General features: G+C 74.2%; 19 protein-coding genes. 7 read left to right on the forward strand and 12 right to left on the reverse strand.

Going from position 1 to position 22,534, the window contains the following annotated elements:
- Positions 1-45 precede the first annotated feature (45 nt).
- Together AB0J24_RS24940 and AB0J24_RS24945 are read right to left on the reverse strand one after the other, a co-directional pair.
- On the reverse strand, positions 46-810 hold the full coding sequence (locus tag AB0J24_RS24940; protein WP_358685518.1) for a helical backbone metal receptor: 765 nt from the start codon (positions 808-810) through the stop codon (positions 46-48).
- A 62-nt stretch (positions 811-872) separates the two neighbouring features.
- Positions 873-1,775, reverse strand: coding sequence for a LysR family transcriptional regulator (locus AB0J24_RS24945; RefSeq protein WP_358685521.1), 903 nt, complete (start codon positions 1,773-1,775; stop codon positions 873-875).
- A gap of 68 nt (positions 1,776-1,843) precedes the next feature.
- On the opposite strand from AB0J24_RS24945, the gene AB0J24_RS24950 reads away from it, so the two are divergent.
- Both AB0J24_RS24950 and AB0J24_RS24955 read left to right on the forward strand, forming a co-directional pair.
- Positions 1,844-3,085, forward strand: coding sequence for an MFS transporter (locus tag AB0J24_RS24950; protein ID WP_358685524.1), 1,242 nt, complete (start codon positions 1,844-1,846; stop codon positions 3,083-3,085).
- A 62-nt stretch (positions 3,086-3,147) separates the two neighbouring features.
- On the forward strand, positions 3,148-4,398 hold the full coding sequence (locus tag AB0J24_RS24955) for an alpha/beta fold hydrolase (protein ID WP_358685526.1): 1,251 nt from the start codon (positions 3,148-3,150) through the stop codon (positions 4,396-4,398).
- 64 nt (positions 4,399-4,462) lie between these two features.
- Here the strand turns inward: AB0J24_RS24955 and AB0J24_RS24960 are convergent, their stop codons facing one another.
- The 5 genes from AB0J24_RS24960 to AB0J24_RS24980 all read right to left on the reverse strand — a co-directional run bounded on the left by AB0J24_RS24960 (position 4,463) and on the right by AB0J24_RS24980 (position 12,172).
- A complete protein-coding gene (locus AB0J24_RS24960) occupies positions 4,463-5,548 on the reverse strand; it encodes a serine/threonine-protein kinase (protein ID WP_358685529.1) in 1,086 nt (361 codons plus the stop codon).
- Entirely contained in the window at positions 5,545-6,129 is a 585-nt protein-coding gene (locus AB0J24_RS24965; RefSeq protein WP_358685531.1) for a hypothetical protein, read from the reverse strand. Before AB0J24_RS24965 ends, AB0J24_RS24960 begins: the two co-directional genes overlap by 4 nt.
- 480 nt (positions 6,130-6,609) lie before the next feature.
- A complete protein-coding gene (locus tag AB0J24_RS24970) occupies positions 6,610-8,013 on the reverse strand; it encodes an MFS transporter (protein WP_358685533.1) in 1,404 nt (467 codons plus the stop codon).
- Positions 8,014-8,261: 248 nt separating this feature from the next.
- Positions 8,262-11,537 carry a fused isobutyryl-CoA mutase/GTPase IcmF gene (gene icmF / locus AB0J24_RS24975; protein WP_358685535.1) on the reverse strand — a complete coding sequence of 1,092 codons (3,276 nt, stop codon included), beginning with the start codon at positions 11,535-11,537 and terminating at the stop codon, positions 8,262-8,264.
- 239 nt (positions 11,538-11,776) lie between these two features.
- Entirely contained in the window at positions 11,777-12,172 is a 396-nt protein-coding gene (locus AB0J24_RS24980; protein WP_358685537.1) for a hypothetical protein, read from the reverse strand.
- Between AB0J24_RS24980 and AB0J24_RS24985 the strand changes: the two genes are divergently transcribed.
- A complete protein-coding gene (locus AB0J24_RS24985; protein ID WP_358685539.1) occupies positions 12,171-13,040 on the forward strand; it encodes a maleylpyruvate isomerase family mycothiol-dependent enzyme in 870 nt (289 codons plus the stop codon). The genes AB0J24_RS24980 and AB0J24_RS24985 overlap by 2 nt on opposite strands.
- Positions 13,041-13,045: 5 nt before the next feature.
- On the opposite strand, the gene AB0J24_RS24990 is transcribed toward AB0J24_RS24985, so the two are convergent.
- Both AB0J24_RS24990 and AB0J24_RS24995 read right to left on the reverse strand, forming a co-directional pair.
- The gene (locus tag AB0J24_RS24990; RefSeq protein ID WP_358685541.1) at positions 13,046-14,755 is read right to left on the reverse strand and encodes an alkaline phosphatase D family protein; all 1,710 of its coding nucleotides are present in this window, start codon (positions 14,753-14,755) and stop codon (positions 13,046-13,048) included.
- Complete coding sequence (locus AB0J24_RS24995) at positions 14,752-15,750, reverse strand: ROK family protein (RefSeq protein WP_358685543.1); 999 nt, start codon at positions 15,748-15,750, stop codon at positions 14,752-14,754. The genes AB0J24_RS24990 and AB0J24_RS24995 overlap by 4 nt, the downstream gene beginning before the upstream one ends.
- A gap of 112 nt (positions 15,751-15,862) precedes the next feature.
- On the opposite strand from AB0J24_RS24995, the gene AB0J24_RS25000 reads away from it, so the two are divergent.
- Entirely contained in the window at positions 15,863-16,960 is a 1,098-nt protein-coding gene (locus tag AB0J24_RS25000; protein WP_358685546.1) for a DoxX family protein, read from the forward strand.
- 68 nt (positions 16,961-17,028) lie between these two features.
- On the opposite strand, the gene AB0J24_RS25005 is transcribed toward AB0J24_RS25000, so the two are convergent.
- Positions 17,029-18,168: a hypothetical protein gene (locus tag AB0J24_RS25005; protein ID WP_358685548.1), complete on the reverse strand. Its 1,140-nt coding sequence runs from the start codon at positions 18,166-18,168 to the stop codon at positions 17,029-17,031.
- A gap of 143 nt (positions 18,169-18,311) precedes the next feature.
- Between AB0J24_RS25005 and AB0J24_RS25010 the strand changes: the two genes are divergently transcribed.
- The 3 genes from AB0J24_RS25010 to AB0J24_RS25020 are packed head-to-tail and all read left to right on the forward strand — an operon-like array spanning position 18,312 to position 19,760.
- On the forward strand, positions 18,312-18,548 hold the full coding sequence (locus AB0J24_RS25010; RefSeq protein ID WP_358685551.1) for a hypothetical protein: 237 nt from the start codon (positions 18,312-18,314) through the stop codon (positions 18,546-18,548).
- A 50-nt stretch (positions 18,549-18,598) separates the two neighbouring features.
- On the forward strand, positions 18,599-19,303 hold the full coding sequence (locus AB0J24_RS25015) for a hypothetical protein (RefSeq protein ID WP_358685553.1): 705 nt from the start codon (positions 18,599-18,601) through the stop codon (positions 19,301-19,303).
- A gap of 22 nt (positions 19,304-19,325) precedes the next feature.
- Complete coding sequence (locus tag AB0J24_RS25020; protein WP_358685555.1) at positions 19,326-19,760, forward strand: SRPBCC family protein; 435 nt, start codon at positions 19,326-19,328, stop codon at positions 19,758-19,760.
- A 143-nt stretch (positions 19,761-19,903) separates the two neighbouring features.
- Here the strand turns inward: AB0J24_RS25020 and AB0J24_RS25025 are convergent, their stop codons facing one another.
- Positions 19,904-20,926, reverse strand: a complete 1,023-nt coding sequence (locus AB0J24_RS25025) for an alanine racemase (protein ID WP_358685557.1) — start codon at positions 20,924-20,926, stop codon at positions 19,904-19,906.
- The gene (locus AB0J24_RS25030; RefSeq protein WP_358685559.1) at positions 20,908-22,206 is read right to left on the reverse strand and encodes a D-arabinono-1,4-lactone oxidase; all 1,299 of its coding nucleotides are present in this window, start codon (positions 22,204-22,206) and stop codon (positions 20,908-20,910) included. The genes AB0J24_RS25025 and AB0J24_RS25030 overlap by 19 nt, the downstream gene beginning before the upstream one ends.
- Positions 22,207-22,534: the final 328 nt, after the last annotated feature.

Below are 22,534 nucleotides of genomic sequence, written 5' to 3' on the forward strand. Positions count from 1 at the left end.
CGGACCACGGTGACCCGGAGGATCCGGCGCCGGCGCGGTGGCCCGTCAGGTGCGCGCCGAGGACCGGAGTGCGTCGGGGAGCTCGCGCGCCGCCTCGAGGAGGCTGGGCCCGTACCAGGTCAGCAACCGCCCGCTGACCAGGGCGGACGGGGCGTCGAACGCCTCCGGCCCGTCGTCGGCGGTGAACAGGTACGGCTCGTCGGGCAGCACCACGAGATCGTGCGGTGGCAGATCGGCCGGGTCGATGCGGGGATAGCGTTCGGGCGAGTCCGCGAGCACGTTGTCGAACCCGAGCCGGTCCAGCACGGCACCGGTGAAGGTGTCCGAGCCGACCGCCATCCAGGGCCTGCGCCAGATCGGGACGACGACCCGGCGCCGCGGGGAGGCGGGGCGCACCCCGGCCCACAGCTCGCGGGCCTCGCGCAGCCACGCCGGCTCGGCGAGCCGGCAGGCGGCCAGCATCCGGCCGAGCGAGGCGAGCCCGCCGTCGACGTCGCGGATGTCGGTCACGTACACGGCGGCGCCGGCGTCGCGCAGCGCGTCCAGATCGGGGAGCCGGTTCTCCTCCTGGTTGGCGAGCACGAGATCCGGGGCGAGCGCGAGGACCCGCTCGACGTCCGGGTTCTTGGTGCCGCGCACCCGTTCGGCAGCGAGCCCCTCCGGATGGGTGCACCAGTCGGTGGCGCCCACCACGAGCCCGGGTGCGGTCGCCTCGACCGCCTCGGTCAGGGAGGGCACCAGGGAGACCACCCGCCGCACCTGTGCGGGCACCGGAACGGTGCGGCCCTCGTCGTCGATCACCGGCGTCATGGCTCGACGGTAGCCCGTTGATCCCGGCGGAGCAGTCCGTGCGACGCCGCGGCTCGTGGCCGTCACGGCTCGGCGGCCTGCAGCAGTCCGGGACCGTGCTCGGTGACGAAGTCGCACAGGTCCCGGACGGGAGCGGTCCGCCGGCCACCGGCGGCGTGCACCATTCCGAGTGTCCGGACGGTGTGCGGTGCCCGGACCGGCAGCTGGACGACACCGGGGACGTCCGGTCCGCGCGGCAGCAGCGCCACCCCGAGGCCCGCACCGACCAGACCGCGCAGGGTCGCCGTCTCACCGCCCTCGAACGCGACGCGCGGGCGGAAACCGGCCTGCTCGCACCAGGCGCGGACGATGCCGTGCAGCCCGTACCCGCGGGCGAACTGCAGGAACGGCTCGCCCGCCACCTCGACGAGATCGGCGGTCTTCCCACGGGCGAGCCGGTGCCCGGCCGGCACCGCGAGCCGCAGCTCCTCGTCGGCCAGCGCGGTCGCGACCAGGCCCGGTTCGTCGGGCATCGGTGAGGTCAGGGCCAGGTCGACGGTGCCGTCGCGGACCCGGTCGAGCAGGGCGGCGTGCCGGGTCTGGACGAGGTCGATCCGGATCCCCGGGTGCGCGTCGCGGAATCCGCGCAGGATCCGGGGGACCACCTCGGGGCCGAGCGTGCCGAGGAAGCCGAAGGTGACCAGGCCGGTCGTGGGGTCCGCGTCACCGGCCAGCTCCGCCGCGGCCGCGGCCAGCTCGGCCAGCGCCACCTCCGCCCGTGCCTGCAGGGTGCGACCGGCCGGGGTGAGCCGTAGGCCGCGGCCGACCCGGCGGAAGAGCGCGACACCCAGCTCGTCCTCCAGGCGGGCGATCGAGCGGGACAGCGTCGGCTGCGGCACACCGATCCGCTCGGCCGCCCGGGTGAGGTGCCCGTCCTGTGCGACGGCGACGAAGCGGTGCAGCGCAGGAGCCAACAACTCATGCATTCTTGCATAGTACAGCTCCGATACATGCATTGGACGCATTCCCCGGGACGCGCCTACCGTCCTGGGCGATGACGACGACCGACCGGTGCGCCACGCTCGCCGCCCCGCCCCACGAGCGCGGCTCGCCCGGCTACCGGCGCCTCGGCGTCGCACTCTGGCTGTCCGGGGTGGCGACGTTCGTGCTGGTCTACGGCGTGCAGGGGCTGATGCCCGCGCTGTCTGCGGAGTTCGGGGTCGGATCGTCGACGGCCAGCCTCGTGCTGTCCGCGACGACCGGGACGCTGGCCCTCGCCGTGCTCCCGCTCTCGGCGGTGACCGAGGCGTGGGGCCGGGCCCGGGTGATGACGTGGGCGCTCGCGGTGTCGGTGCTGCTGGCCCTGCTGACCCCGCTCGCACCGACCTTCGAGGCCCTCGTCGCGGTCCGGGCGCTGCAGGGGGTCTCGCTCGCGGCGCTCCCCGCGCTGTCCATGGCGCACCTGACCCACGAGGTCACCGGCCGCCACCTCGGCGGGGCGGTCGGGCTGCTGATCGCGGGCAACACGCTCGGCGGGCTCTCCGGGCGCCTTCTCGCCTCCTGGGTGGCGGAGCTGGGCGGTTGGCGGGCCGGGCTCGCCGCCGTCGGCGGGCTGTCGGTGCTGGCGACCGTCGCGTTCCGGTTGCTGTTGCCGCCACCGACCGCTGGCACCCCGCCGCGGACCCGGCTGCGCGACCTCGGCGGCCCGCTGCGCCGCCACCTCACCGACCCGGGTCTGCTGTGCCTGTTCGGTATGGCGTTCCTGCTGATGGGCGCGTTCGTGACGGTCTACAACTACCTCGGGTTCCGGCTGCTCGCCGCGCCGTTCTCGCTGCCCGGCACGCAGGTCGGCCTGGTGTTCCTCGGCTACCTGGCGGGCAGCTGGGCCTCCACCCGGGCGGGCCGGCTGGGCGACCGGTTCGGGCGGCGGCCGGTGCTGTGGTCGGCCACCCTGCTCGCGCTGGCCGGGGTCTGGGTGACCGTGCCGGACGTGCTGGGCTCCGTGCTCGCCGGGCTGCTGATGATCACGGTCGGCTTCTTCGGTGCGCACTCGGTGGCCAGCAGCTGGGTCGGCCGTCGTTCCCGGCTGCTCCCCGGTGCGGTGCCGGCCCAGGCGGCGTCGCTCTATCTGGTCGGCTACTACGCAGGGTCCAGCATCGGTGGTGCGGTCGGCGGGATCGCTTTCGACCACGGTGGCTGGCCGGCCCTGGCCGGTTACGTCAGCGGCCTGCTGCTCGCCGCGCTCGCGCTGGCACTGGTGCTGCGCCGGGTCGGCGCCGCGGCGGATCACAGCTGAGCCGGGAACCCGGAGGGACACTCGTTCGTGGATCACCCGGCCGGACGACGAGGGGAGCGACGATGGGGGACCCGACGGCGGCATGGGCGTCGATGGGCCGGACCGAGGTGCTGCGGTCCGGTGGGTGGGTGGCGCGCCCGCTGACGGACGGCCGCGAGCTGCCACTGGCCCGGGTGCGGGCCGGGCCGGGGGAGCGGACGCCCGTGCTGGCCATCCCGGGCGGCCCCGGACTGGCCTCGGTGCTGCCCTACCGGGGACTGCGCCGGGCCGCCGCCCGTCGCGGTCTGGACGTGATCATGATGGAGCACCGCGGCGTCGGGTTCTCCCGCCGCGACTCGGCCGGGACGGACCTGACCGTCGACGACGTCACCAGCACCGCCGCCGCCGACGACCTGGCCGCGGTGCTGGACGCCGCGGGCGTGCAGCAGGCGGTCGTCTACGGCACCTCCTACGGCAGCTACCTGGCGCAGCTGTTCGGGATCCGGCACCCGGACCGGGTCGCGGCGATGGTGCTCGACGCGCCGGGACTCGACGCCGGGGACATGGCAGAGGTCCGGGCCCACCTGCGGGCACTGTTCTGGGACGGGCTCCATCCGGCGACGGCCCGGTGCGCGGCGCTGGTCAGGGAGCTCGCCGCCGCGGGGGAGGAGCCCCTGGACCTGTCCTGCGTGGTCCAGCACGTGTACGAGTTCGCGGGCACCGAGCCGCTGGAACGGCTGCTGGAGGCGCGCCTGCGGGGGCGGGCCGGGCGCAGCTGGGCGCGGATCGCCCGGCTCGGCCGGGCCGAGGTCGAGTCCCCGACCGGGCAGCCGCTGGTGTTCGAGCCCGACCTCGTGCGGCCCATCGGGCAGGGCGAACTGGGCTTCGACACCCCGCCGGACGGGCACGTGCTCGACCCGCAGCGGCTGTTCGCACTCGCCCCGGCCTCGCAGCCGCGCACCCCGCCCTACGACATCGCGGCCGAGCTGGAGCGCTTCACCTGGCCGGTGGCGGTGGTGTCCGGCGACCGGGACCTGCGCTCACCCCGACCCGTCGCCGAACGGGTGGTCGCACTGCTGCCGGACGCGGTGCTGGTCCCGCTCGTGGGGCACGGCCACAGCGCGCTGGACACCCACCGGCTGGCCGCGCTGAACGTCGCGCACGTGGTGGAGGCCGGCGCGCACCGGGCGCTGCCGGCGCTCGCCGCGCGGCTCTCCGCGCTCCCGAGGCGCGGCGCCTCCGCCCTGCTCGGCCCGCTCCTGCGTGCCGGCATCGCGGTCGACACCCGGCTGCCCGCCGGCTCACACCCACGGGCTGCAGATCACACCCCATGACCCCACCGCATACCTGTCACGACGGGTGTGTACCGGGGCCCAGGGTGTGACGACGTCTGTCCGGTCACAGGAGCAGGGCCGCGGCCAGCACCCCCAGCACGAGCAGCGCGGCCAGCACGATCAGCGCCAGGCCGATCCGGCGCCGCCGGTCCGCGGCGGCCGCGTCGTCGTGCTCGACGTCGCCGAGTGTGTCGTCGAGGGCGCTGTGCAGCGCGTGCGGCGCCGCGCCGGTGGCGTGGCCCCCGCCGGGCAGCTGACGGGTCGAGCCGGGACCGTGACGCGGCGGCGGCACCGGGGCCGTCCGGCCGCTGCCCGAGGCCAGGGCCGCGGCCAGCGTGGCCGCGTCCGGCGGGCGCCGGTCCGGGTCCTTCGCCAGCGCCCACAGCAACGTCTCCTCCAGCGCGGGCGGGATCCCCGCGCGCAGTGACGACGGCCGCGGCGGGGCGTCGCGCAGGTGCGCGAGCACCACGGTGAACGCGTCCGGGTCGGTGAACGGCGGCCGGCCGGTGAGCGCGGTGAACAGGCAGCAGGCCAGCGCGTAGAGATCGGCGCGGCCGTCCACCCGGCCGGCGGCGCGGCCCTGCTCGGGGGCCATGTGCAGCGGGGTGCCGACCACGTACCCGGTACGGGTGCGCCCGGCGCCCTCGCCGAGCCGCGCGATGCCGAAGTCGGTGACGGTCACCCGGCCGTCCGGACCGAGGACGATGTTGCCGGGGGTCACGTCGCGGTGCACCACCCCGGCCCGGTGCGCGGCACCCAGCGCGTCGCACACCGCGACGCCGATCCGCACCACCTCGGCCGGGTCGAGCGGCCCGTCGCGCTGCACCCGCCGGGCGAGCGTCTCGCCCTCGACGAGCGACATGACCAGGTAGACGCCCTCGCCTGCGGTGCCGACGTCGAACACCTGGACGACACCCGGGTGGTCGACCGCAGCGGCGGCCCGGGCCTCGTCACCGATCCTGGCGACGTCGTCGGGGTCCGCGGAGTGCAGCAGCTTGACCGCCACCGGCCGGTCCAGGTCCCGGTCGTGGCCGAGGTGCACGCGCGACATCCCGCCCTCGCCGAGCACCTCGCGCAGCTCGTAGCGGCCGCCGAGCAGGTCCCCCTCGACGGCCGGGACCCGTGTGGTCGGGTCACCCGGTCCGGTCACGACGCCCGCAGGTCGCGGTGCGTGCTCTCCGGATGGCCGGCGCCGATGAGCTCGTCGAACAGGTAGCGGTAGTCGACCATCGCCTGCCGCAGCTGCTCGGTGTCGGCCTCCTCCTGGCTGTCGGCGACGGCGATCGCGTGCGCGGCGCGGTAGTGCCCGACCAGGTCGGGGTGGTCCACCGACACCATCGCCTCGCGCTCGGAGAAGTGCTCGACCGGGAAACCGCGGCTGCGCATCACCTGCTGCACCAGCAGGTCGGTGTCGCGCAGACCGGTGCGCGGGGTCTCGACGAAGGAGTTCTGCGCCTGCTGGAACTGCGCCGCGAACTGTTCGCGCTCGTCGGCGTCGAGTTCGCGTACGTCGAGCTCGCGGCGCCGGGACAGCCTGCGTTGCAGCTCGGCCTCGCCCTGGGCGCGGCCACCGGAGAGATCGACCACGTGGTCGTACTCCGGGCCGAAGTGCCTGCGCAATGCGGCCGTGCGGCGCCTGCCCCGCAACCGCGAACCCATCACCAGGACGGCGCCCAGCACGAGCAGCACGACCGCCGCGATCACGACCCACATCAGTACGTCCGGTGTCACCTGGCCCCCTCGGTCCGTCCGTGCCCGGCGGCGATCCACGCATCACTCCACCGGGTGACCCGCGGGGAGTACCACCGCCGGGCGCGGGCCACACACGGCTCGTGTCACCCGGGCGCCGGGTGCCGGCGTCGGACCCCTCGCCTGCGCTGCTCCGGACGGCGGGCACCGGCCGGACACGCCGCAGCCGGGCGCGGCAGCCGGGTGATGTGCTTCCGCTCCGGAAGCGACCGGCGGACCGGCATCACCGGGATGGAGCAATGCCCCCTCGCGAAGTCCGGTCCGCGCCTCTGGGACGGTGAGCGCGGCTCCCGAGCAGTTCTGGAGAACCCGTACCGAACCCTGTGGAGGACATGCGATGAAGAAGGCCCGTCGAAAGCTCTCCAAGGCTGCCGAGTCGTTCGTCGAGGCCATCGGCATCCTGGGCGGCTGGAACCGCGGTCGGCGCGGGAACCGGGCGCGCTCCCGGCGCTGACCGAGCGGTCACCACCGTCCCCGGTGGTTCGGGATGCGCGCCGCGAACACGATGACGCAGGCCAGCAGCGCGGCCAGCACGGCGATCGCGACGGCACCCGCCGTGCCGGGGTCCTCCGCCGCCGCGATGGCCGCGGTGGTCGCCGAGATCGCGGTGATCCCTCCGACCTGGCGGAACATGATCCGCAGCCCGGTGACCGCCGTGACGTCGCCGGGGACCAGGTGCATCCCGGCGTTGTTCGCCGCCGGCCCGGTCAGGCCCATCCCGAGCCCGAGCACGACCGAGGCGATCAGCAGCCACAGCTCGGGTGCCGGTCCGGGTGACGGGGCGGCGGCCAGCAGCAGGCCGAGCACGATGAGGCCCAGTCCGGCGATCAGCAGCGGGCGGTGCCCGGTGCGGCGCAGGAGCACCACCGAGACCCAGGACACGGCGATGGTGCCCAGGGCCCGTCCGGTCAGCAGCGCGCCTGCGGCGAGCGGGGCGAGCCCGTACCGCACCTGGGCGTAGAGCGGCAACGTCGCCGAGAAGCCGATCACGGCGGCCCCGAACAACACGTTCGTCGCGTTCATCAGGCCGAGCCCGCGCCCGGCGATGAGCCGCCACGGGACGACGGCGTCGGCCCGCGACCGGGAGTGCCGGGCGAAGGCGAACCCGCCCACCACGGTGACGACGAGTGCGGTGGCACCGGCCACGGTGGCCGCGGTGTCTCCGCTGGAGGCGCCCAGCGTGGTGATCGCGACCATCGCCGACACCAGGGTGAGCACGAGCAGGGCGATCCCGCGGACGTCGACGCGCACCGGCTCGCCGCGCGGTGTCTCGCGCACGACCAGCGCGCCGACCACCAACGCCGCCACCCCGAGCGGGACGTTGACCAGGAAGATCGCGTGCCATGACCAGACGGTCAGCACGAGCCCCCCGACGACCGGGCCGAGGATCGACCCGATCGGGAAGATGCTGGTGAACAGGGCCAGCGCCCGGTCGCGGTCGCGCCCGTAGTGATGGGCGACGATCCCGCTGGCGGCCGGCATCATGATCCCGCCGGCCACGCCCTGCAGGAACCGCAGCGCGATGAGCTGGCCGATGCCGGTCGCCACCGCACACAGCAGGGCGAGCACGGTGAACGCGGCCACCGAGGTGAGGAAGGCGCGGCGGCGGCCGAACCGGTCGGCGACCTGGCCACCGAGCGGCAGAGTGAGGATCTGCCCGATCGCGAAGGCGGTGACGATCCAGCCGGCCCAGGCGAGATCGGTACCGAGGTCGGCGCTGACCGTGGTGAGCGCGGTCGCGATGGCGGTCTGGTCCTGCGCGAACATCAGCAGGGTGAGCGCGACGACGGTGAAGGCGAGGTGCCGGCGGGGGAGCGGCTCGGCACCGCGCGTCTCGACTGGCCTCCCGCGGATGGTCTCGGACACGAGTGGTGACCCCTTCCTGCTGGGACCACAGAATAATTGCTTGTAGTAAAGCAAATCAAACGGGGTCGGCGTCCTGCGGACGGCGGGCAGGCCCGGGACCAGGGGTGCGCGGCGGCGGTCGGTCGCCCGCCCCGCAGGGCAGGCCGGCCCGCCGGACGGACGAAGGGCGCCGGCCGGTCGGTCCGGTTCGGACCGACCGACCGGCGCCCTGGGAGGTCACCGGCGCGCCCCCGCGAGGGGCGCCGTCGTCACATGTTGCGCCGGTACTGCCCGCCGACCTCGAAGAACGCGTTCGTCAGCTGCCCCAGCGAGCAGACCCGCGCGGCCTTCATCAGCTCGTCGAACACGTTGCCGTCACCGGTCGCCACGTCCTGGAGCCTGCGCAGCGCCTGCTCGGCCTCGGTGCGGTGCCGGGACTGGAAGTCCGCCAGCCGCTCGAGCTGCGAGCGCTTCTCCTCCTCGGTGGCGCGGGCCAGCTCGATCTCCTGCGGCTCGTCGTCGCTGCCGTCGGGCTTGAGGAAGGTGTTCACGCCGACGATGGGCAGCTCGCCCGAGTGCTTGCGGTGCTCGTAGAGCATCGACTCGTCCTGGATCTTGCCGCGCTGATAACCGGTCTCCATGGCGCCCAGCACGCCGCCGCGCTCGGCGATCGACTCGAACTCCTGGAGCACGGCCTCCTCGACCAGGTCGGTCAGCTCGTCGACGACGAACGAACCCTGCAGCGGGTTCTCGTTCATCGACAGACCCCACTCCTTGGTGATGATCATCTGGATGGCCATCGCGCGGCGCACCGACTCCTGGGTAGGCGTGGTGATCGCCTCGTCGTAGGCGTTGGTGTGCAGCGAGTTCGCGTTGTCGTAGAGCGCGCACAGCGCCTGCAGCGTGGTCCGGATGTCGTTGAAGTTCATCTCCTGCGCGTGCAACGACCGGCCGGAGGTCTGGACGTGGTACTTCAGCTTCTGCGACCGCTCGTTCGCGCCGTAGCGCTCCTTCATGGCGATCGCCCAGATCCGGCGGGCGACCCGGCCGATCACGGTGTACTCGGCGTCCATGCCGTTGGAGAAGAAGAACGACAGGTTCGGCGCGAAGTCGTCGATGTCCATCCCGCGGGCCAGGTAGCTCTCGACGAAGGTGAACCCGTTGGCGAGCGTGAAGGCCAGCTGCGAGATGGGGTTCGCCCCGGCCTCGGCGATGTGGTAGCCGGAGATCGAGACCGAGTAGAAGTTGCGCACGTGGTGCGCGATGAACCACTCCTGGATGTCGGCCATCATCCGCAGCGAGAACTCGGTGGAGAAGATGCAGGTGTTCTGGCCCTGGTCCTCCTTGAGGATGTCGGCCTGCACCGTGCCGCGCACGTTCGCCAGCGCGTAGGCCGTCAGCTCTTCGTGCTCGGCGGCGTCGGGCTCACGGCCCTGCTCCTCGCGGAACTTGTCGACCTGCTGGTCGATCGCGGTGTTGAGGAAGTAGGCCAGGATCGTCGGTGCCGGGCCGTTGATCGTCATCGACACCGACGTCGTCGGTGAGCAGAGGTCGAAGCCGTCGTAGAGCGCCTTCAGATCGTCCAGCGTGGCGATCGAGACGCCCGAGGTGCCGACCTTGCCGTAGATGTCGGGACGGGTGTCCGGGTCGTGGCCGTAGAGGGTGACCGAGTCGAACGCGGTCGACAACCGCTTGGCCTCGGAGTCCTGCGAGAGGTACTTGAACCGGCGGTTGGTGCGGAACGGGTCGCCCTCGCCGGCGAACATCCGGGCCGGGTCCTCGCCCTCCCGCTTGAACGGGAAGACCCCGGCGGTGAAGGGGAAACGCCCGGGCAGGTTCTCCCGGCGCAGGAAACGCAGCAGCTGCGCATCGTCGTCGTAGCGGGGGAGCGCGACCCGGCGGACCTTGTTGCCGGCCAGGGTCTCGCGGGTCAGCTTCGTGCGGAACTCCTTGTCCCGCACGGTGTAGACGTACTCGTCGCCGGAGTAGTCCTCGACCACCGACGGCCAGCTCCCCAGCAGCTCGGCGGCCTCGGCGGGCAGCTGCCGCTCGGCCTTCTCGAGCGCGCCGGTGAGTTCGCCGATCTCGCCGCCGACGAGCTCGCGGGCGGTGCGCAGGTGCTGCGCGGTCCGGGCCGCGATCGCGTGGGCCTCGGTGTCGGCGTGGTAGCCGCGCACCGTCTCGGCGATCTCGGCGAGATAGCGGACCCGCTCGGGCGGGATGACCGCGGCGTGGTGGCTGGAGGTCTTCGTCTCCACCCGGGGCAGCCTGCCCTCGCCGACAGTCAGGCCGTCGGCGGCGAGCAGGTCGCGCAGGTACTGGTAGAGGGCGGTGACCCCGTCGTCGTTGAAGGTGGCGGCCGAGGTGCCGAAGACCGGCATGTCCTCCCAGCTCGCGCCGAACTCCTCGCGGTTGCGGACGAGCTGGCGGCCGACGTCGCGCCGGGCGTCCTCGGCGCCGCGGCGCTCGAACTTGTTGATCGCGACGACGTCGGCGAAGTCCAGCATGTCGATCTTCTCGAGCTGGGACGCGGCGCCGAACTCGGGCGTCATTACATACAGCGAGTGGTCGACGAACCCGACGATGCCGGCGTCGCCCTGGCCGATACCGGGGGTCTCGACGATCACCAGGTCGAAGCCGGCGGCCTTGAGCACCGCGATCGTGTCACCGAGCCGCTCGGGCAGCGCACCGCCGTCGTTGCCGCGGGTGGCGAGCGACCGGAAGAACACCCGGTCCCCGGAGAGCGCGTTCATCCGGATCCGGTCGCCGAGCAGCGCGCCGCCGCCCCGCCGGCGGGTGGGGTCGACCGCGAGGACGGCGATCCGCAGCTTGTCCTCCTGGTCGAGCCGGAACCGGCGGACCAGCTCGTCGGTCAGCGAGGACTTGCCGGAGCCACCGGTGCCGGTGATGCCGAGGACCGGCACCGCTCGCTCGGCGGAGGTGATGCGCTGGTGGAGCTCGGCGGGCAGACGTCCGGTCTCGGCGAGGGTGAGCGCGCGGGCCAGCGCGGCGGTCTCACCGGAGAGGACGCCGTCGGAGAACGCGGAGCTCTCGTAGCCGCCCGCGGCCGGGGCCAGCGCGGCCAGATCGGTGTCGCACTCCCGGATCATGATGTTGATCATTCCGGGGAGGCCGAGGCGCTGGCCGTCCTCCGGGGAGAAGATCCGGGCGACGCCGCGCGAGTGCAGCAGCTCGATCTCCTCGGGCACGATCACGCCGCCGCCCCCGCCGTAGACCCTGATGTGGCCTGCGCCGCGCTCGCGCAGCAGCTCCACCAGGTAGGAGAAGTACTCGACGTGCCCGCCCTGGTAGGACGAGATCGCGACGCCCTGGACGTCCTCCTGGATCGCCGCGGTGACGACCTCGTCGACGGAGCGGTTGTGCCCCAGGTGGATCACCTCGGCACCCTGCTTCTGCAGGATCCGCCGCATGATGTTGATCGCTGCGTCGTGCCCGTCGAACAGGCTCGCCGCGGTGACGAACCGGACGGGGTGGGTGGGGACGTGCAGCTCGCTGTCGGTGCTCGCTCCGCGGCTGTCGGCCATGACCCGCTCCTCCCGCCGGGTGTGCGGACGACGACCCCGGCCCGTTTAGTTTGACATCCTAGTATTGGACGTACAAGAAACGGGGTGCGGCTCACACCGGGGCGACGCGGCACGCCGTCGGTGCCCCGTCGACTCGCCGTCGACTCGCCGTCGACTCGCCGTCGACTCGCCGTCGACACGGCACTGACCCCGTCGCGCGCCCGTTGTGCCGGGCCCGCGACGGGGTCAGTGGTGGATGCTCAGGCCGCGCTCGGTTGCGCGGGCTCCTCGGCGACCGGGGCCGGGCGCGCGGTGGCCGGGGCGTGGTGCTGCCGCGGGCGCCGGGCGTGTCGCCCGGTGGGCCATGCCGTCGCGCAGGGGGCCGGCCGGGCCGTCGGGTCGCCGTCGGGAGCGTCGGCCGCACGCGGGTCGGCCAGCTCGGCGACCATCCGCCGTGCCTTCGCGAGTCGCCTCGCGCGCCACCGCTTCCCGGCGAAACTGCCGACGAGGCCGAGGATCAGCAGGGCGAACCCGGATACCATGACGAGCGGCACCGCGGCGGCGGGGAAGGCCGCGACCAGCAGGAAGGCCACCAGCGGCCAGTACAGCAGCGCGCGCCCGACTCCCCGTCGCGTCCAGTCGCGGTGCGGAGGCATGATCTATGCCTACCCGACCGGCAAGATCGTCATGCGCGACTCGCCGGAACGACGTCGACAGTTTCGTGAGCGGAGGCCCGAGTTCATGCCGGGGACATCCCAGGGAAGCACGATCGACCCCTACGCCGGACTCCTGATCCGTGAGAACGATCGGCTCGCCGACCTGCTGCAGACGGCCGATCTCTCCCTCCCGGTGCCGACCTGCCCGGGATGGAGCCTGCTCCAACTGGAACGGCACGTCGGGCGCGGCCACCGCTGGGCGGCCCAGATGATCGCCGCGGGCGCCACCGAGGGCCTGGACCCGCGTGCCGTCGTCGGCGGCAAGCCGGCCGAGGAGGGCCCCGAAGCGGGAGCACGGTGGTTGCGCGAGGGCGTCACCGAACTGCTCGACGCGGTGGCGGTCGCCGGCCGCGCGGCACCGGTCTGGACCTTCACCGGCCCGAAGCCCGCGTCCTGGTGGATCCGGCGCAGGCTGCACGAGGCGACCGTGCACCGGGCCGATGCGGCGATCGCGCTCGGCGCCACGTTCGAGATCGCACCGGAGGTCGCCGCCGACGGTGTCTCCGAGTGGCTCGACCTGCTGGCTGCCCGACCGGCGGGTGCCGAGCCGCCGCTGCCCGAGGGCGCGACCCTGCACCTGCACGCGGTGGACGACGGTCTGGGTGCCGCGGGCGAGTGGATGATCACGACGTCCGGCGGGCGGGTCGTGTGGGAGAACGGGCACGGAAAGGGGGCGGCAGCCGTCCGCGGCACCGCGGCCGACCTGCTCCAGGGCGTGCTGCGCCGGATCCCCGCCGACGACGCCCGGCTCCAGGTGCACGGCGACTCGTCGATCTGGACGACCTGGCTGTCCCGCACCGATTTCTGACCGCGTTACCGCCCGGCGACCGACGTGACCTCCGCCGGGGAGGGCTCCGGCGGGGTCCGCGATGTCAGCTCCACCTCGGCGGCCAGGTCCAGTGTGGACGCCGTCCGCGGGCGCTCGAAACGAACCGTGGCCCGCCGCCCGTCGAGGGCCAGGGTGGCGATCAGGTTGCCGAACAGCGGGCCCGCCGTGCGCTGCCAGCTGACCCCGGCCCGGTTCGTGTCGTGGTCGCGGGCCCACCGGTTGCTGGCCCGCGCGATCAGCTGCGACCAGGTGACACGGAACAGCACCCGCATGAACCCGGGCACGACATTGTGCACCGGGGAGCAGGTCAGCTGGTGCACCCGGGTGTCACCGCCCCGGCCGCCCGGCGCGCCGGCGTGCACGTCGGCGACCGCCGCATAGGAGTGGTGCACGTCCCCGGACAGCACCGACACGGTCGCCGGCGGCGGGTCCCCGCCGCGCGGCAGGCAGGCGGCCCGCACGAGATCGGCCAGCTTCGCGAACGAGTGCCCGAACGCGGGCCAGTGCTCCACGTCGGCCTCCTGGCGGAGGAACTCGGCCGCCCGCCCGATCCGCCCCGGCCGGTTCGCGCCCTTCTCCACCCCTGCCTGCAGGTCGGAGATGACCTGCGGCAGCAGCCACGGGATCGACGACCCCAGCACGAGGTGGTCGACCGGCCCCGGCGCGAGCGCGCGCCCGCGGATCCAGTCGAACTCGGCGTCGGAGACCATCTTGCGGGGCAGCGACTCGACGATCCGGCCGTTCCGGGAGTCGATCACGATCAGCCGGGTGCCGCCGAGCTCCCAGCAGAAGGAGAACCGCTCGTCCTTGTGCCGGTCGTCGTCGTCACCGACCTCGAGGTCCCACCGGTCGGCCCGCTCGGCGAGCAGCGGCCACACGTCGCCGTCGCAGGCCTGCACGGCCTGCCAGTCGGGATCGGCGGCGAGCTCGGCCGGGGTGAGGTTGCCCAGGTGCTGGTGCACCCAGTACGACGCCAGGCCCGCCCGGATCCGCTCCCGCCACCAGGGCAGCTCCGCCATCTGCGCCCGCCAGGCGCCGGAGGTGTTCCAGTCGTCCCGGACGTCGTGGTCGTCGAAGATCATCGCGGTGGGGACGGTGGAGAGCATCCACCGGACCTCCGGATCCGACCAGGTGTCGCGGTAGAGCCCGGAGTACTCCTCGAACGAGACGATCTCGTCCTCCGGCCAGTCGGGGTGGCGTTCCCCGCGCCCGGCGATCCGGCGGCGGGTCTGCGGGGTGAGCTCGTCGGCGTACACCTGGTCGCCCAGCATCAGCAGGACGCTCGGCCACTCCTGGGGCGGCAGGCCCGACATCCGGGCGGCGTAGACGTCGAGCGCGTCCAGGCCGTAGGCGCGGGCCGTCCGCGGGTCCGAGAGCTTGACGTACCGGCAGGACCCGAACACGATCCGCTGACGCCGCTCGGTGCCGGGGCCCCGGGTCGGGATCACGCTCGGCGGGAACGGGGAGTGCGGCGGCGGCCACGCCCGCGTCCCGTCCAGGTGCACCTCGTAGGGGTGCCGGGTGTCGGGCTCCAGGCCGGTCACGACGACGACGGCGTAGTGCAGGCCGGCGACCTCGAAGGTGCGTGCCTCGGCGCCGAGCACCTCCACCCGGCAGGCCCGGTCGGTCTGCACCCACACCAGGGCGGAGGTCTCGTCGACGTGCCGCAGTACCGGCCCGAGCAGGAGGGTCACCCGATCGAGGGTAGCCCCGCGCGATCCGGGCCGGCGCTCTCCTCCAGCGCGAGCAGCCCCGCGCCGATCTTGCCCGCGTCGCCCTTGTAGGTGGCGGGCAGCACCTGCGGGATCGGGCGGACGTCCGGCGGGCCGTAGTGGAACTCGCGCGCGGCGCGCCGGGCGGGTTCGAGGAGCAGCTCGCCGGCGTCGACCAGACCGCCACCGATCAACACGACCTCGAACTCGAAGATCGCGTTGATACTCGCGATGCCGGTGCCCAGCGCGCGGCCGAGTCGCTGGAACAGCGACTGAGCTGTCGGGTCGCCCGCCATCGCCGCGGCCGTCACGTGCTTGCCGGTGAGCTCGCCACCGTCGTCGGCGGCGAGCCGGGCGAGCATGCCGTCCGGGTCGTGCGCGGCCGCGGTGCGCGCCATCCGGGTGAGTGCGGTGCCGGAGGCGACCGACTCCAGGCAGCCGAAGTTGCCGCACCCGCACTGCGGGCCCTCCGGGTTGACGTTCATGTGCCCGACCTCGGCGCCGAGGCCGTGCGTGCCCCGGTAGATCCGGCCGTCGAGCACGATCCCGGCGCCCACCCCGGTGCCGACGGTCAGCAGGATCATGTCGTCGTAGCGGCGCTCGCCGAGCCGGGCCTCGGCGAGGCCCGCGACGTTGCCGTCGTTGTCGACGACGGTCGGTAGCCCGGTCATCCGTTCCAGGTCGCCGCGCACGTCCCAGTTCTCGTAGTTGTTGTTGGGCGCCCAGCGGATCCGGCCGGTCGGCCACTCGACCGTTCCGGCCGCGCCGACGCCGATGGCGCACACGCCCCCGCCCGCCGCGCCGGTGCGCAGCTCCGCGACCATCTGCGCCAGGAGGTCGTTCATCGTCGCGGCGTCGGACGTGTCCGGGGTGTTGCGCCGTAGTTCGGCGTGGACCGTGCCATCCTCGCCCACGATCGCTCCGGCGACCTTCGTTCCTCCGATGTCGAGCCCGATAGCCCGCCGTCCGTTCGTCACCCGGGCATGATTGCGGCACAGCCGCTGTGATGCCAGCGCACCCCGGGGTTTGCGGACGCGGTGAACCGGGGAAAGGTGACCCATGCCAGTCTTGCGACGAGTTGCCCGGCCGATGCTCGCGGCCGTTTTCATCTACGGCGGCGTGACCGCGCTCCGCCAGCCCGAGGGCCACGCGCAAGCCGCCAAGCCCGTGCTGGACCAGGCCGCACCGGCGATCGACAAGGTCGTCGAGAACGCGCCGATCGACCGCCGTCCCGACAACGAGACCCTGGTGAAGATCGACGCGGGGGTGAAGATCGCCGCCGGTTCGCTTCTCGCGCTGGGCAGGTTCCCGCGGCTGGCGTCCACCGCCCTCGCCGCCACCGTGATCCCCACCACGCTCGCCGGGCACCGGTTCTGGGAGGAGACCGACCAGCAGCGCCGGACCGAGCAGCAGATCCACTTCCTGAAGAACGTCGGCCTGCTGGGTGGACTGCTGATCGCGGCGTCCGACACCCACGGCAAGCCGTCGAACGCCTACCGCGCCCGCCAGGCCGCGGCGAAGGCCCAGGCCCGGCTCTCGTCCGACTCCGGCAGCGGGGCGCAGCTCGCCGCCGGGCTGGCCGGCGCGGGCACCTCGATCGCCGCCGCGGCCGCGGGCACCCGGGAGAAGCTGCACGACGCCGCCGAGGAGTACGGCCCGGTCGTCCGCGAGCGGGCGACCGAGTGGAGCGGCAAGGCGTCCGAGCAGGTCGCGCACCTCGGTGAGGTCGCCTCCGAGCGGGCCTCCACCTGGTCCGAGCAGCTGTCGGCGGCGGCCCAGCGGGCCGCGAAGAAGGCCGAGAAGCGGGCCGAGGCCGCCGAGAAGAAGGGCGCCAAGCTCGCCAAGGCGGCCGCGAAGCACGGGAACAAGCTGGAGAAGGCCGTCGACAAGCGGGGCGCCCAGTACCGCAAGGCGGCCGGGAAGACCGGCGACCGGTGGCTCAAGGAGGCGGAGAAGCGGCGCGCCCGCTGGGAGAAGCAGGCACAGAAGGCGCTCGCCCGCGCCGAGAAGCGCGCCCCCGAGTACGCCGACCGGCTGAGCACGCTGGTGGGTCAGGCCCAGGCCCAGGCGGCCCGCTTCGGCTCGGACCTCGCCGACCGGGCGTCCAGCGTCGGTGCCGACGCCGCCAAGCAGGCCAAGGGCGCCGCCGAGGACGCGCGGAAGCGCGCGAAGGCCGCCGCCCGCTGAACCGCTGCGGTCGTGGACGGACCTCCGTGGCACCACCGCCACGGAAGTCCGTTCCCCGGGCGGGACGGTCAGGCCGGACGCAGGACCTGCAGCTCGCCGGTCGGCAGTGCCCGCACCTCCACCGCGATCCGGCCGCACCACGACGGCGGGTGCAGCGCGTTCGCCATCCGGGTGAACAGCGCCTGGGTGCGCGCGTTCGTCGCCGCCTGGTCGGCGATCAGGTTCGGCAGCATCCCGCCCGAGCGCTTGCGCACGGTCAGCGGCAGGACCGACAGGGCGGTCAGCATCCGGTGCAACCGTCCGATGTCGGCCGCGCGCCCGGCCAGGTCGGGCTCGATCAGCGGCCGCAGCGCCGTCAGCGGCCTGCTCGGTGAGCGCAGCAGTTGTTCGGCGGCCACGAGCAGGATCCGCCGCGCGTCGAGGATCAGCGCCTGGTAGGCGCCGTGCACGGCGGCCGGGAACGCGTCCCAACCGAGCTTGCCGATCTCGCCGAGCTGTTCGCGCAGCGCGATCCCGACGGTGCCCGACGGGGCGGCGGCGGCCGCGACCCGCTCCCATCCCGACAGCCGGGCGTGCGTCTGGTGCCGCAGCACGGACAGGTTCGCCACCGCGGTGTCCAAGCCGGTGTCCGGGCCGATCGCGCCACGCTCGAGCAGGTCGGTCTGGGCCGCGCGCAGCGCTTCCTCGGCGGCCCGCAGCCGGGAGTCCGGGCCGGTCACGCCGGCAGGTGCCAGATCTGCCGCGGCCGAGGTGATCGCCTCCAGCACCCGGTGCTGGGTACCGGTGGCGGCGATCTCCACGGCGATCGCGAGGACCAGCACCCCCAGTGTCGTGCCCGGTGCGGCGCCGGAACCGGGCGCCCCGACCGGCAGCAGCGTCGAGGGGCCGGGCCGGGCCGGCTGTGAATCGGCCCCGACCAGTCGTAGCAACGGTTCCGCGCCGAACGCCTCGGGCAGCGCGAGCCGCACCGCGAGCCCGGTCCGTGGGGCGCGCGGGCGGGCCAGGTGACGGGCCAGCTCGCTGGCGGGGGTGAGCCGGTCGCCCCAGCCGCGGGCGTCGTCGGCGTCGTCGGCGGGCTCCCAGCTGAGCAACAGGGCGGGCCCGGGCCGGGGGCCGCCGTTGCGTTCCGGGTGCCCGGGTGCGGGAGCGCCGGGCCGCCCGTCGAGCGGGAGCACGATGCCGTGGTGGCCGTCCGGTTGACCGTGCATGTCACTCCAACGACATCGGGGGCCGCGAGGTCACGAGCCCGGCTTCCTGGGGCACCGCGCCCATACTGCCCGGTGCCGTTCCGGTCTCGGCTCTCGCCCCGGCAGGTGGATAGCGGTAGAACTCGGGTGTGCGGAGCGCGTATGTGATCGGGACTCGTGCCACCGGGGATGTCGAGATCGACTTCGTGGCGGATCGGGTGATCGCCGCCGGGGCCGGGACATGCCGGAGCGACGTGCCCACCGAACCCGGCCCGGCGCCGTCCGGCGGTGACGTGCGGGCCGCCGGGGCGGTGCCCGAGGCGTCCTCGGTCGAGCGGCTGCTGACCGAGGGACCGCGGACCGCGCCGACCCGCGCCTTCCAGAACGCGCTGGAACCGTGACGGCCCGGCAACGGCCGGCGCCGCCACCGGGCGGTGACTGGCGGCGTCGGATGCGGGTGCGGGGGCGCTGGCCGCAGCACGCGCTGGCCCGGTTCGGATCGCTGATCGTGGGCGGGATCGCCGCCCTCGGGTTCGGCGTGCTCGGCCTGATCGGTATGGCCGTGACGGATGAGCCCAGCAGCCTCGACGGCCTGCCCGGTGCGCTGGCGATCCTCATTGTGACCGTGCTGTTCGTGGGCATCCCGTTCGGGTTGCTGGTCGGCCTGCCCGTGCAGCTCGCGACCCGTGCCTGGCTGCGGTCGCCCAGCCCGCAGGAGCGAGCGGCGATGCAGGCGGCGCAGGGCCAGGCGCGTCCGGTGCTGCCGCCGGGTCTGCGTCCCGGCAGCTGGTGGGCCGGTGCCTACGAGGACTGCGTGCGCGCCGTGACGGCGTACCACGCGGTCGTGCGGACCACCCCGGACGGCCCGGCGCGCAGCTGGTTCACCGACGTCGGGCGCCAACTGGACCAGCAGCTCGACGAGGCACTGCGGTTGGCCGTGCTCGGCGAGAGCCTGGACGCCGGGCAGGCTCCCGGCGGCCCCACCGCCGTCGTGATCGCCGACCGGCTCGAGCAGGCCCGCGCCGCGTTCGGCCAGACCACCGAGCAGGCGGCGTCGATCGCCCTCGACCTGCGCTCGGACACCGGGTTCGCCGAGGTCCGCGCCCAGCTCGACACCCTCGCCGCCCAGGCGCCGCACCTGCGCACCGAGACCTGACAGCTCCCGAGGAGGAGACGCCGTGCCCCGTCCCTATTCCAGCGCCGTGATCACCGCACCACTGGCCGAGGTCTGGCCGCACGTGCGCGACTTCGGCGGCCTGCACCGCTGGCATCCGGCGATCGAGGGCTGCGAGCTGATCCGCGGCGCGTCCGGCACCGAGATCGGGGCGCAGCGCAGGCTCGTGCTGGGTGACGGCGGTGTCGTCGTCGAGGAGCTGCTGGCCCTCGACGAGCGCGGCCACGCCGTGACCTACGAGATCCTCGAGTCGCCGTTCCCGGTGCGCCGTTACGTCTCCACCCTGCGGCTGGCTCCGGTCACCGCGGTCGGGCACACCTTCGGCGAGTGGTGGACCGAGTTCGACGCCGACGCAGCCGCCGAGGGCGACCTGGTCGAGCTGTTCGCGAACGGGGTGTTCGCCACCGGCCTGGCCGCGCTGGCGCAGCGGTACGCCTGATCCCGGGCCCGCCGGCCCCACCCACCCGGCCCGGCTGCCCTGCCGGACCACGTCGTCGAAGGCGCACGGGACCGGTGCGTTCGAGCCGGGGTGCAGCGACCACCGTCGGTGCGGCTCGGTGCGGCCCCGTCGAGCCGCGCCGTTCACCAGCCGCGCAGGTCGACCGGCCAGGTGTCGAGCACCTCGGCGTCCGGGCCGTCGCCGTCCACCAGGTACATCCGCTCGTGCAGGGCGACCGTCGGGTCGACGTGCGCCGGGACGACCCGCACCCGGTCACCGGGGCGCGGCAACGGGTCGGTGGCGAACGTCAGGTGCTCGTCGGCGACGAACCACACCTGCCCGCCGGGGACCTCGGGGTTGCCGTGGTCCATGCCGAAGGCCTTGAGCCCGGCGTCGAGCACGGCCCAGCCCGGCATGTCCCCGGCCGGACCGGTCGCCGAGATGACGGTGGCCAGCACGGTCAGCGACTGCCGGAAGCCCAGCCCGGCGGCGGTGTAGGCGGTGTCCATCAGGGCGTACGAGCCGGCCTGGATCTCGGTGCAGACGGTGTTCATCGCGTGCGTCCCCGTCCCGCCGCCGGAGATCACCTCCCCGCCGACGTCGGCGTGCGCGGCGCGCAACCGGTCGGTGCACTCGGTGGTGAGCCGGGCCCGTTCGGCCTGGTCGGGGAGCATCTGCAGGTGTCCCTCGTAGCCCATCACGCCGCGTACCGTCAGCCCCGCGGCGCGGGCGGCGTCAGCGAGCGCACCGGCCCGCTCCGGCGCGATCCCGCAGCGCGGGAGCCCGACGTTGACGTCGACGAGGACCTCCCGCACCCCGCCGTCGACCGCTGCCCGCAGGGTCTCCGGCGAGTCGATCGCCACTGTCACCCGGGCACCGGCGTCGACGACGGCGCCCAGCCGGCGGGCGTCGAGCACCTCGTTGGCGAGCAGCAGGTCCGTACCCAGGCCGGCCGCCGCCATGCCCTCCACCTCACGCACGGTGGCGCAGGTGAAGCCGTGGTGGCCGTGCGCCGCCTGCCGGGCGGCGAGAGCGGTCGTCTTGTGCGCCTTGACGTGCGGGCGCAGCCGCGACCCGGGCAGCGCCGCGGCCATGGCGGCGAGGTTCGCCTCCAGCGCGCCCCTCTCGACGAGCAGCGCGGGGGTGGTCAGGTCGGCGACGCGCACGGCACTCCCAGGACCCGGTCCAGGTAGGGGTTGCGGAACCGGCCCTCCGGGTCGAGCCGGTCGCGGACGGCGACGACGTCGTCGTACGCCGGGTAGCGGGACCGCAGTGCCTCCGCGGTCATGGTGTGCAGCTTGCCCCAGTGCGGGCGGCCGTCCAGCGCGGACAGCACCGGTTCGACGGCGCCGAAGTAGGCCTCGAACGGCCGTCCGGCCCGTACGTGCACGGCCAGGTAGGCGGTGTCGCGGCCGTACGCGGTGGACAGCGGGACGTCGTCGGCACCGAGCACCCGCACCTCGACCGGGAACGTGACGCCGTGGCCGTGCCGGGCGGCGGCGGTGCGCAACCCGGCGAACGCCTCCGGCAGTGCCGCCCGCGGGACGGCGTACTCCATCTCCACGAACCGCACCCGGCGCGGGCTGCAGAACACCTCGTAGGACCGGCCCACGTAGCTGCCGGCGGGCATCCGGTGGGCCAGGAACCCGTTCAGCCGGGGCACCAGCGACCCGGCGAGCTCCCCGGCCCGGCAGGCGAGGCCGAACCCGGCGTTGCCGAGCAGCTCGTCACCGATCCAGGCCGCCGCCCGGCCGCGCCCGCGGGTGTCGTCGCCGGCGCGGTCGTTCACCTTCAGCACGGCGAGCTCGGTGTGCGGGAACCAGTAGAACTCGACGTGGTCGTGCGCGGCCGTGAGCGCGTCGAGCCCGTCGAGCACCTCCGCCAGCGGCCGCACCGTCTCGGTCGCGCGCAGCCGGAACGCGGGCACGGTCCGCAGGCTCACCTCGGTCAGCACACCGAGCGCGCCCAGCCCGATCCGGGCGGCGGCGAGTTCGGTCCCGGAGGGACGGTGCGCGCTGCCGTCGGCGAGCACCAGCTCCACGCCCTCGACCTGGGCCGCGATACCGCGGTACCCGGCGCCGGTGCCGTGGGTGCCGGTGGAGATCGCACCGGCGACGGTCTGCGCCTCGATGTCGCCGAGATTGGGCAGTGCCCGGCCGAGCTCCCAGAGCCGCCGGTTCAACGCGTGCAGGGTGACCCCGGCCGGGACGTGAGCGGTGGGGCCGTCCAGCCGGATCCGGGCCGGGTCCGACGGGGCCGCGATCGCGACCCCGTCGGGGACACCGACGCCGGTGAACGAGTGGCCGCTACCGATCGCCTTGACCCGCAGGCCGTCCTCGGCGGCGGCGCGAACGCCTGCGGCGACCTCGTCGGTGTCGCGGGCGCGCACCGTGCGGACCGGCCGGGTGCGCTGGTTGCCTGCCCAGTTCCGCCAGGTGCCGTCCACGGCCCCATCCTGCGGGGGAGAGGCCGTGGTGGCCAACCCCCGGGCTCTCGCACCGGGCGGGAGCCGCTGCGGCCGGTCCAGCAGCGCGGCGCGGGCCGCGAGCCGATCCGGACGGGCATGCTTCCCCGGCAGGCCGGGTGCGGGGTGCGGTCGGGCCCCGGCACGTGCCCGCAGGAGAGCGGACGCATGTCCGTTCCAGTCATTCCCTGTTCGGTCCGTCGCGCGCCGGACTCGATGGGGCCGGCGATCGGTGGGTTGACCGGCCCGCGACGGTGCCAGAGGATCGGACATGTGTCCGTCATGCGGCGAGGGTGTGTCTCGCCGCGGC

The sequence above is a fragment of the Pseudonocardia sp. NPDC049635 genome (assembly GCF_040659795.1).
GTDB lineage: Bacteria > Actinomycetota > Actinomycetes > Mycobacteriales > Pseudonocardiaceae > Pseudonocardia.

Excerpts from the sequence above, each read along its gene's own strand:
- AB0J24_RS25005 (WP_358685548.1), bottom strand. The coding sequence starts at position 18,168 with ATGCACGGTCAACCGGACGGCCACCACGGCATCGTGCTCCCGCTCGAC.
- AB0J24_RS24940 (WP_358685518.1), bottom strand. The coding sequence starts at position 810 with ATGACGCCGGTGATCGACGACGAGGGCCGCACCGTTCCGGTGCCCGCA.
- AB0J24_RS24985 (WP_358685539.1), top strand. The coding sequence starts at position 12,171 with ATGATCTATGCCTACCCGACCGGCAAGATCGTCATGCGCGACTCGCCG.
- AB0J24_RS25015 (WP_358685553.1), top strand. The coding sequence starts at position 18,599 with ATGCGGGTGCGGGGGCGCTGGCCGCAGCACGCGCTGGCCCGGTTCGGA.
- AB0J24_RS24980 (WP_358685537.1), bottom strand. The coding sequence starts at position 12,172 with ATGCCTCCGCACCGCGACTGGACGCGACGGGGAGTCGGGCGCGCGCTG.
- AB0J24_RS25000 (WP_358685546.1), top strand. The coding sequence starts at position 15,863 with ATGCTCGCGGCCGTTTTCATCTACGGCGGCGTGACCGCGCTCCGCCAG.
- AB0J24_RS24950 (WP_358685524.1), top strand. The coding sequence starts at position 1,844 with ATGACGACGACCGACCGGTGCGCCACGCTCGCCGCCCCGCCCCACGAG.
- icmF (WP_358685535.1), bottom strand. The coding sequence starts at position 11,537 with ATGGCCGACAGCCGCGGAGCGAGCACCGACAGCGAGCTGCACGTCCCC.
- AB0J24_RS24945 (WP_358685521.1), bottom strand. The coding sequence starts at position 1,775 with ATGCATGAGTTGTTGGCTCCTGCGCTGCACCGCTTCGTCGCCGTCGCA.
- AB0J24_RS24955 (WP_358685526.1), top strand. The coding sequence starts at position 3,148 with ATGGGGGACCCGACGGCGGCATGGGCGTCGATGGGCCGGACCGAGGTG.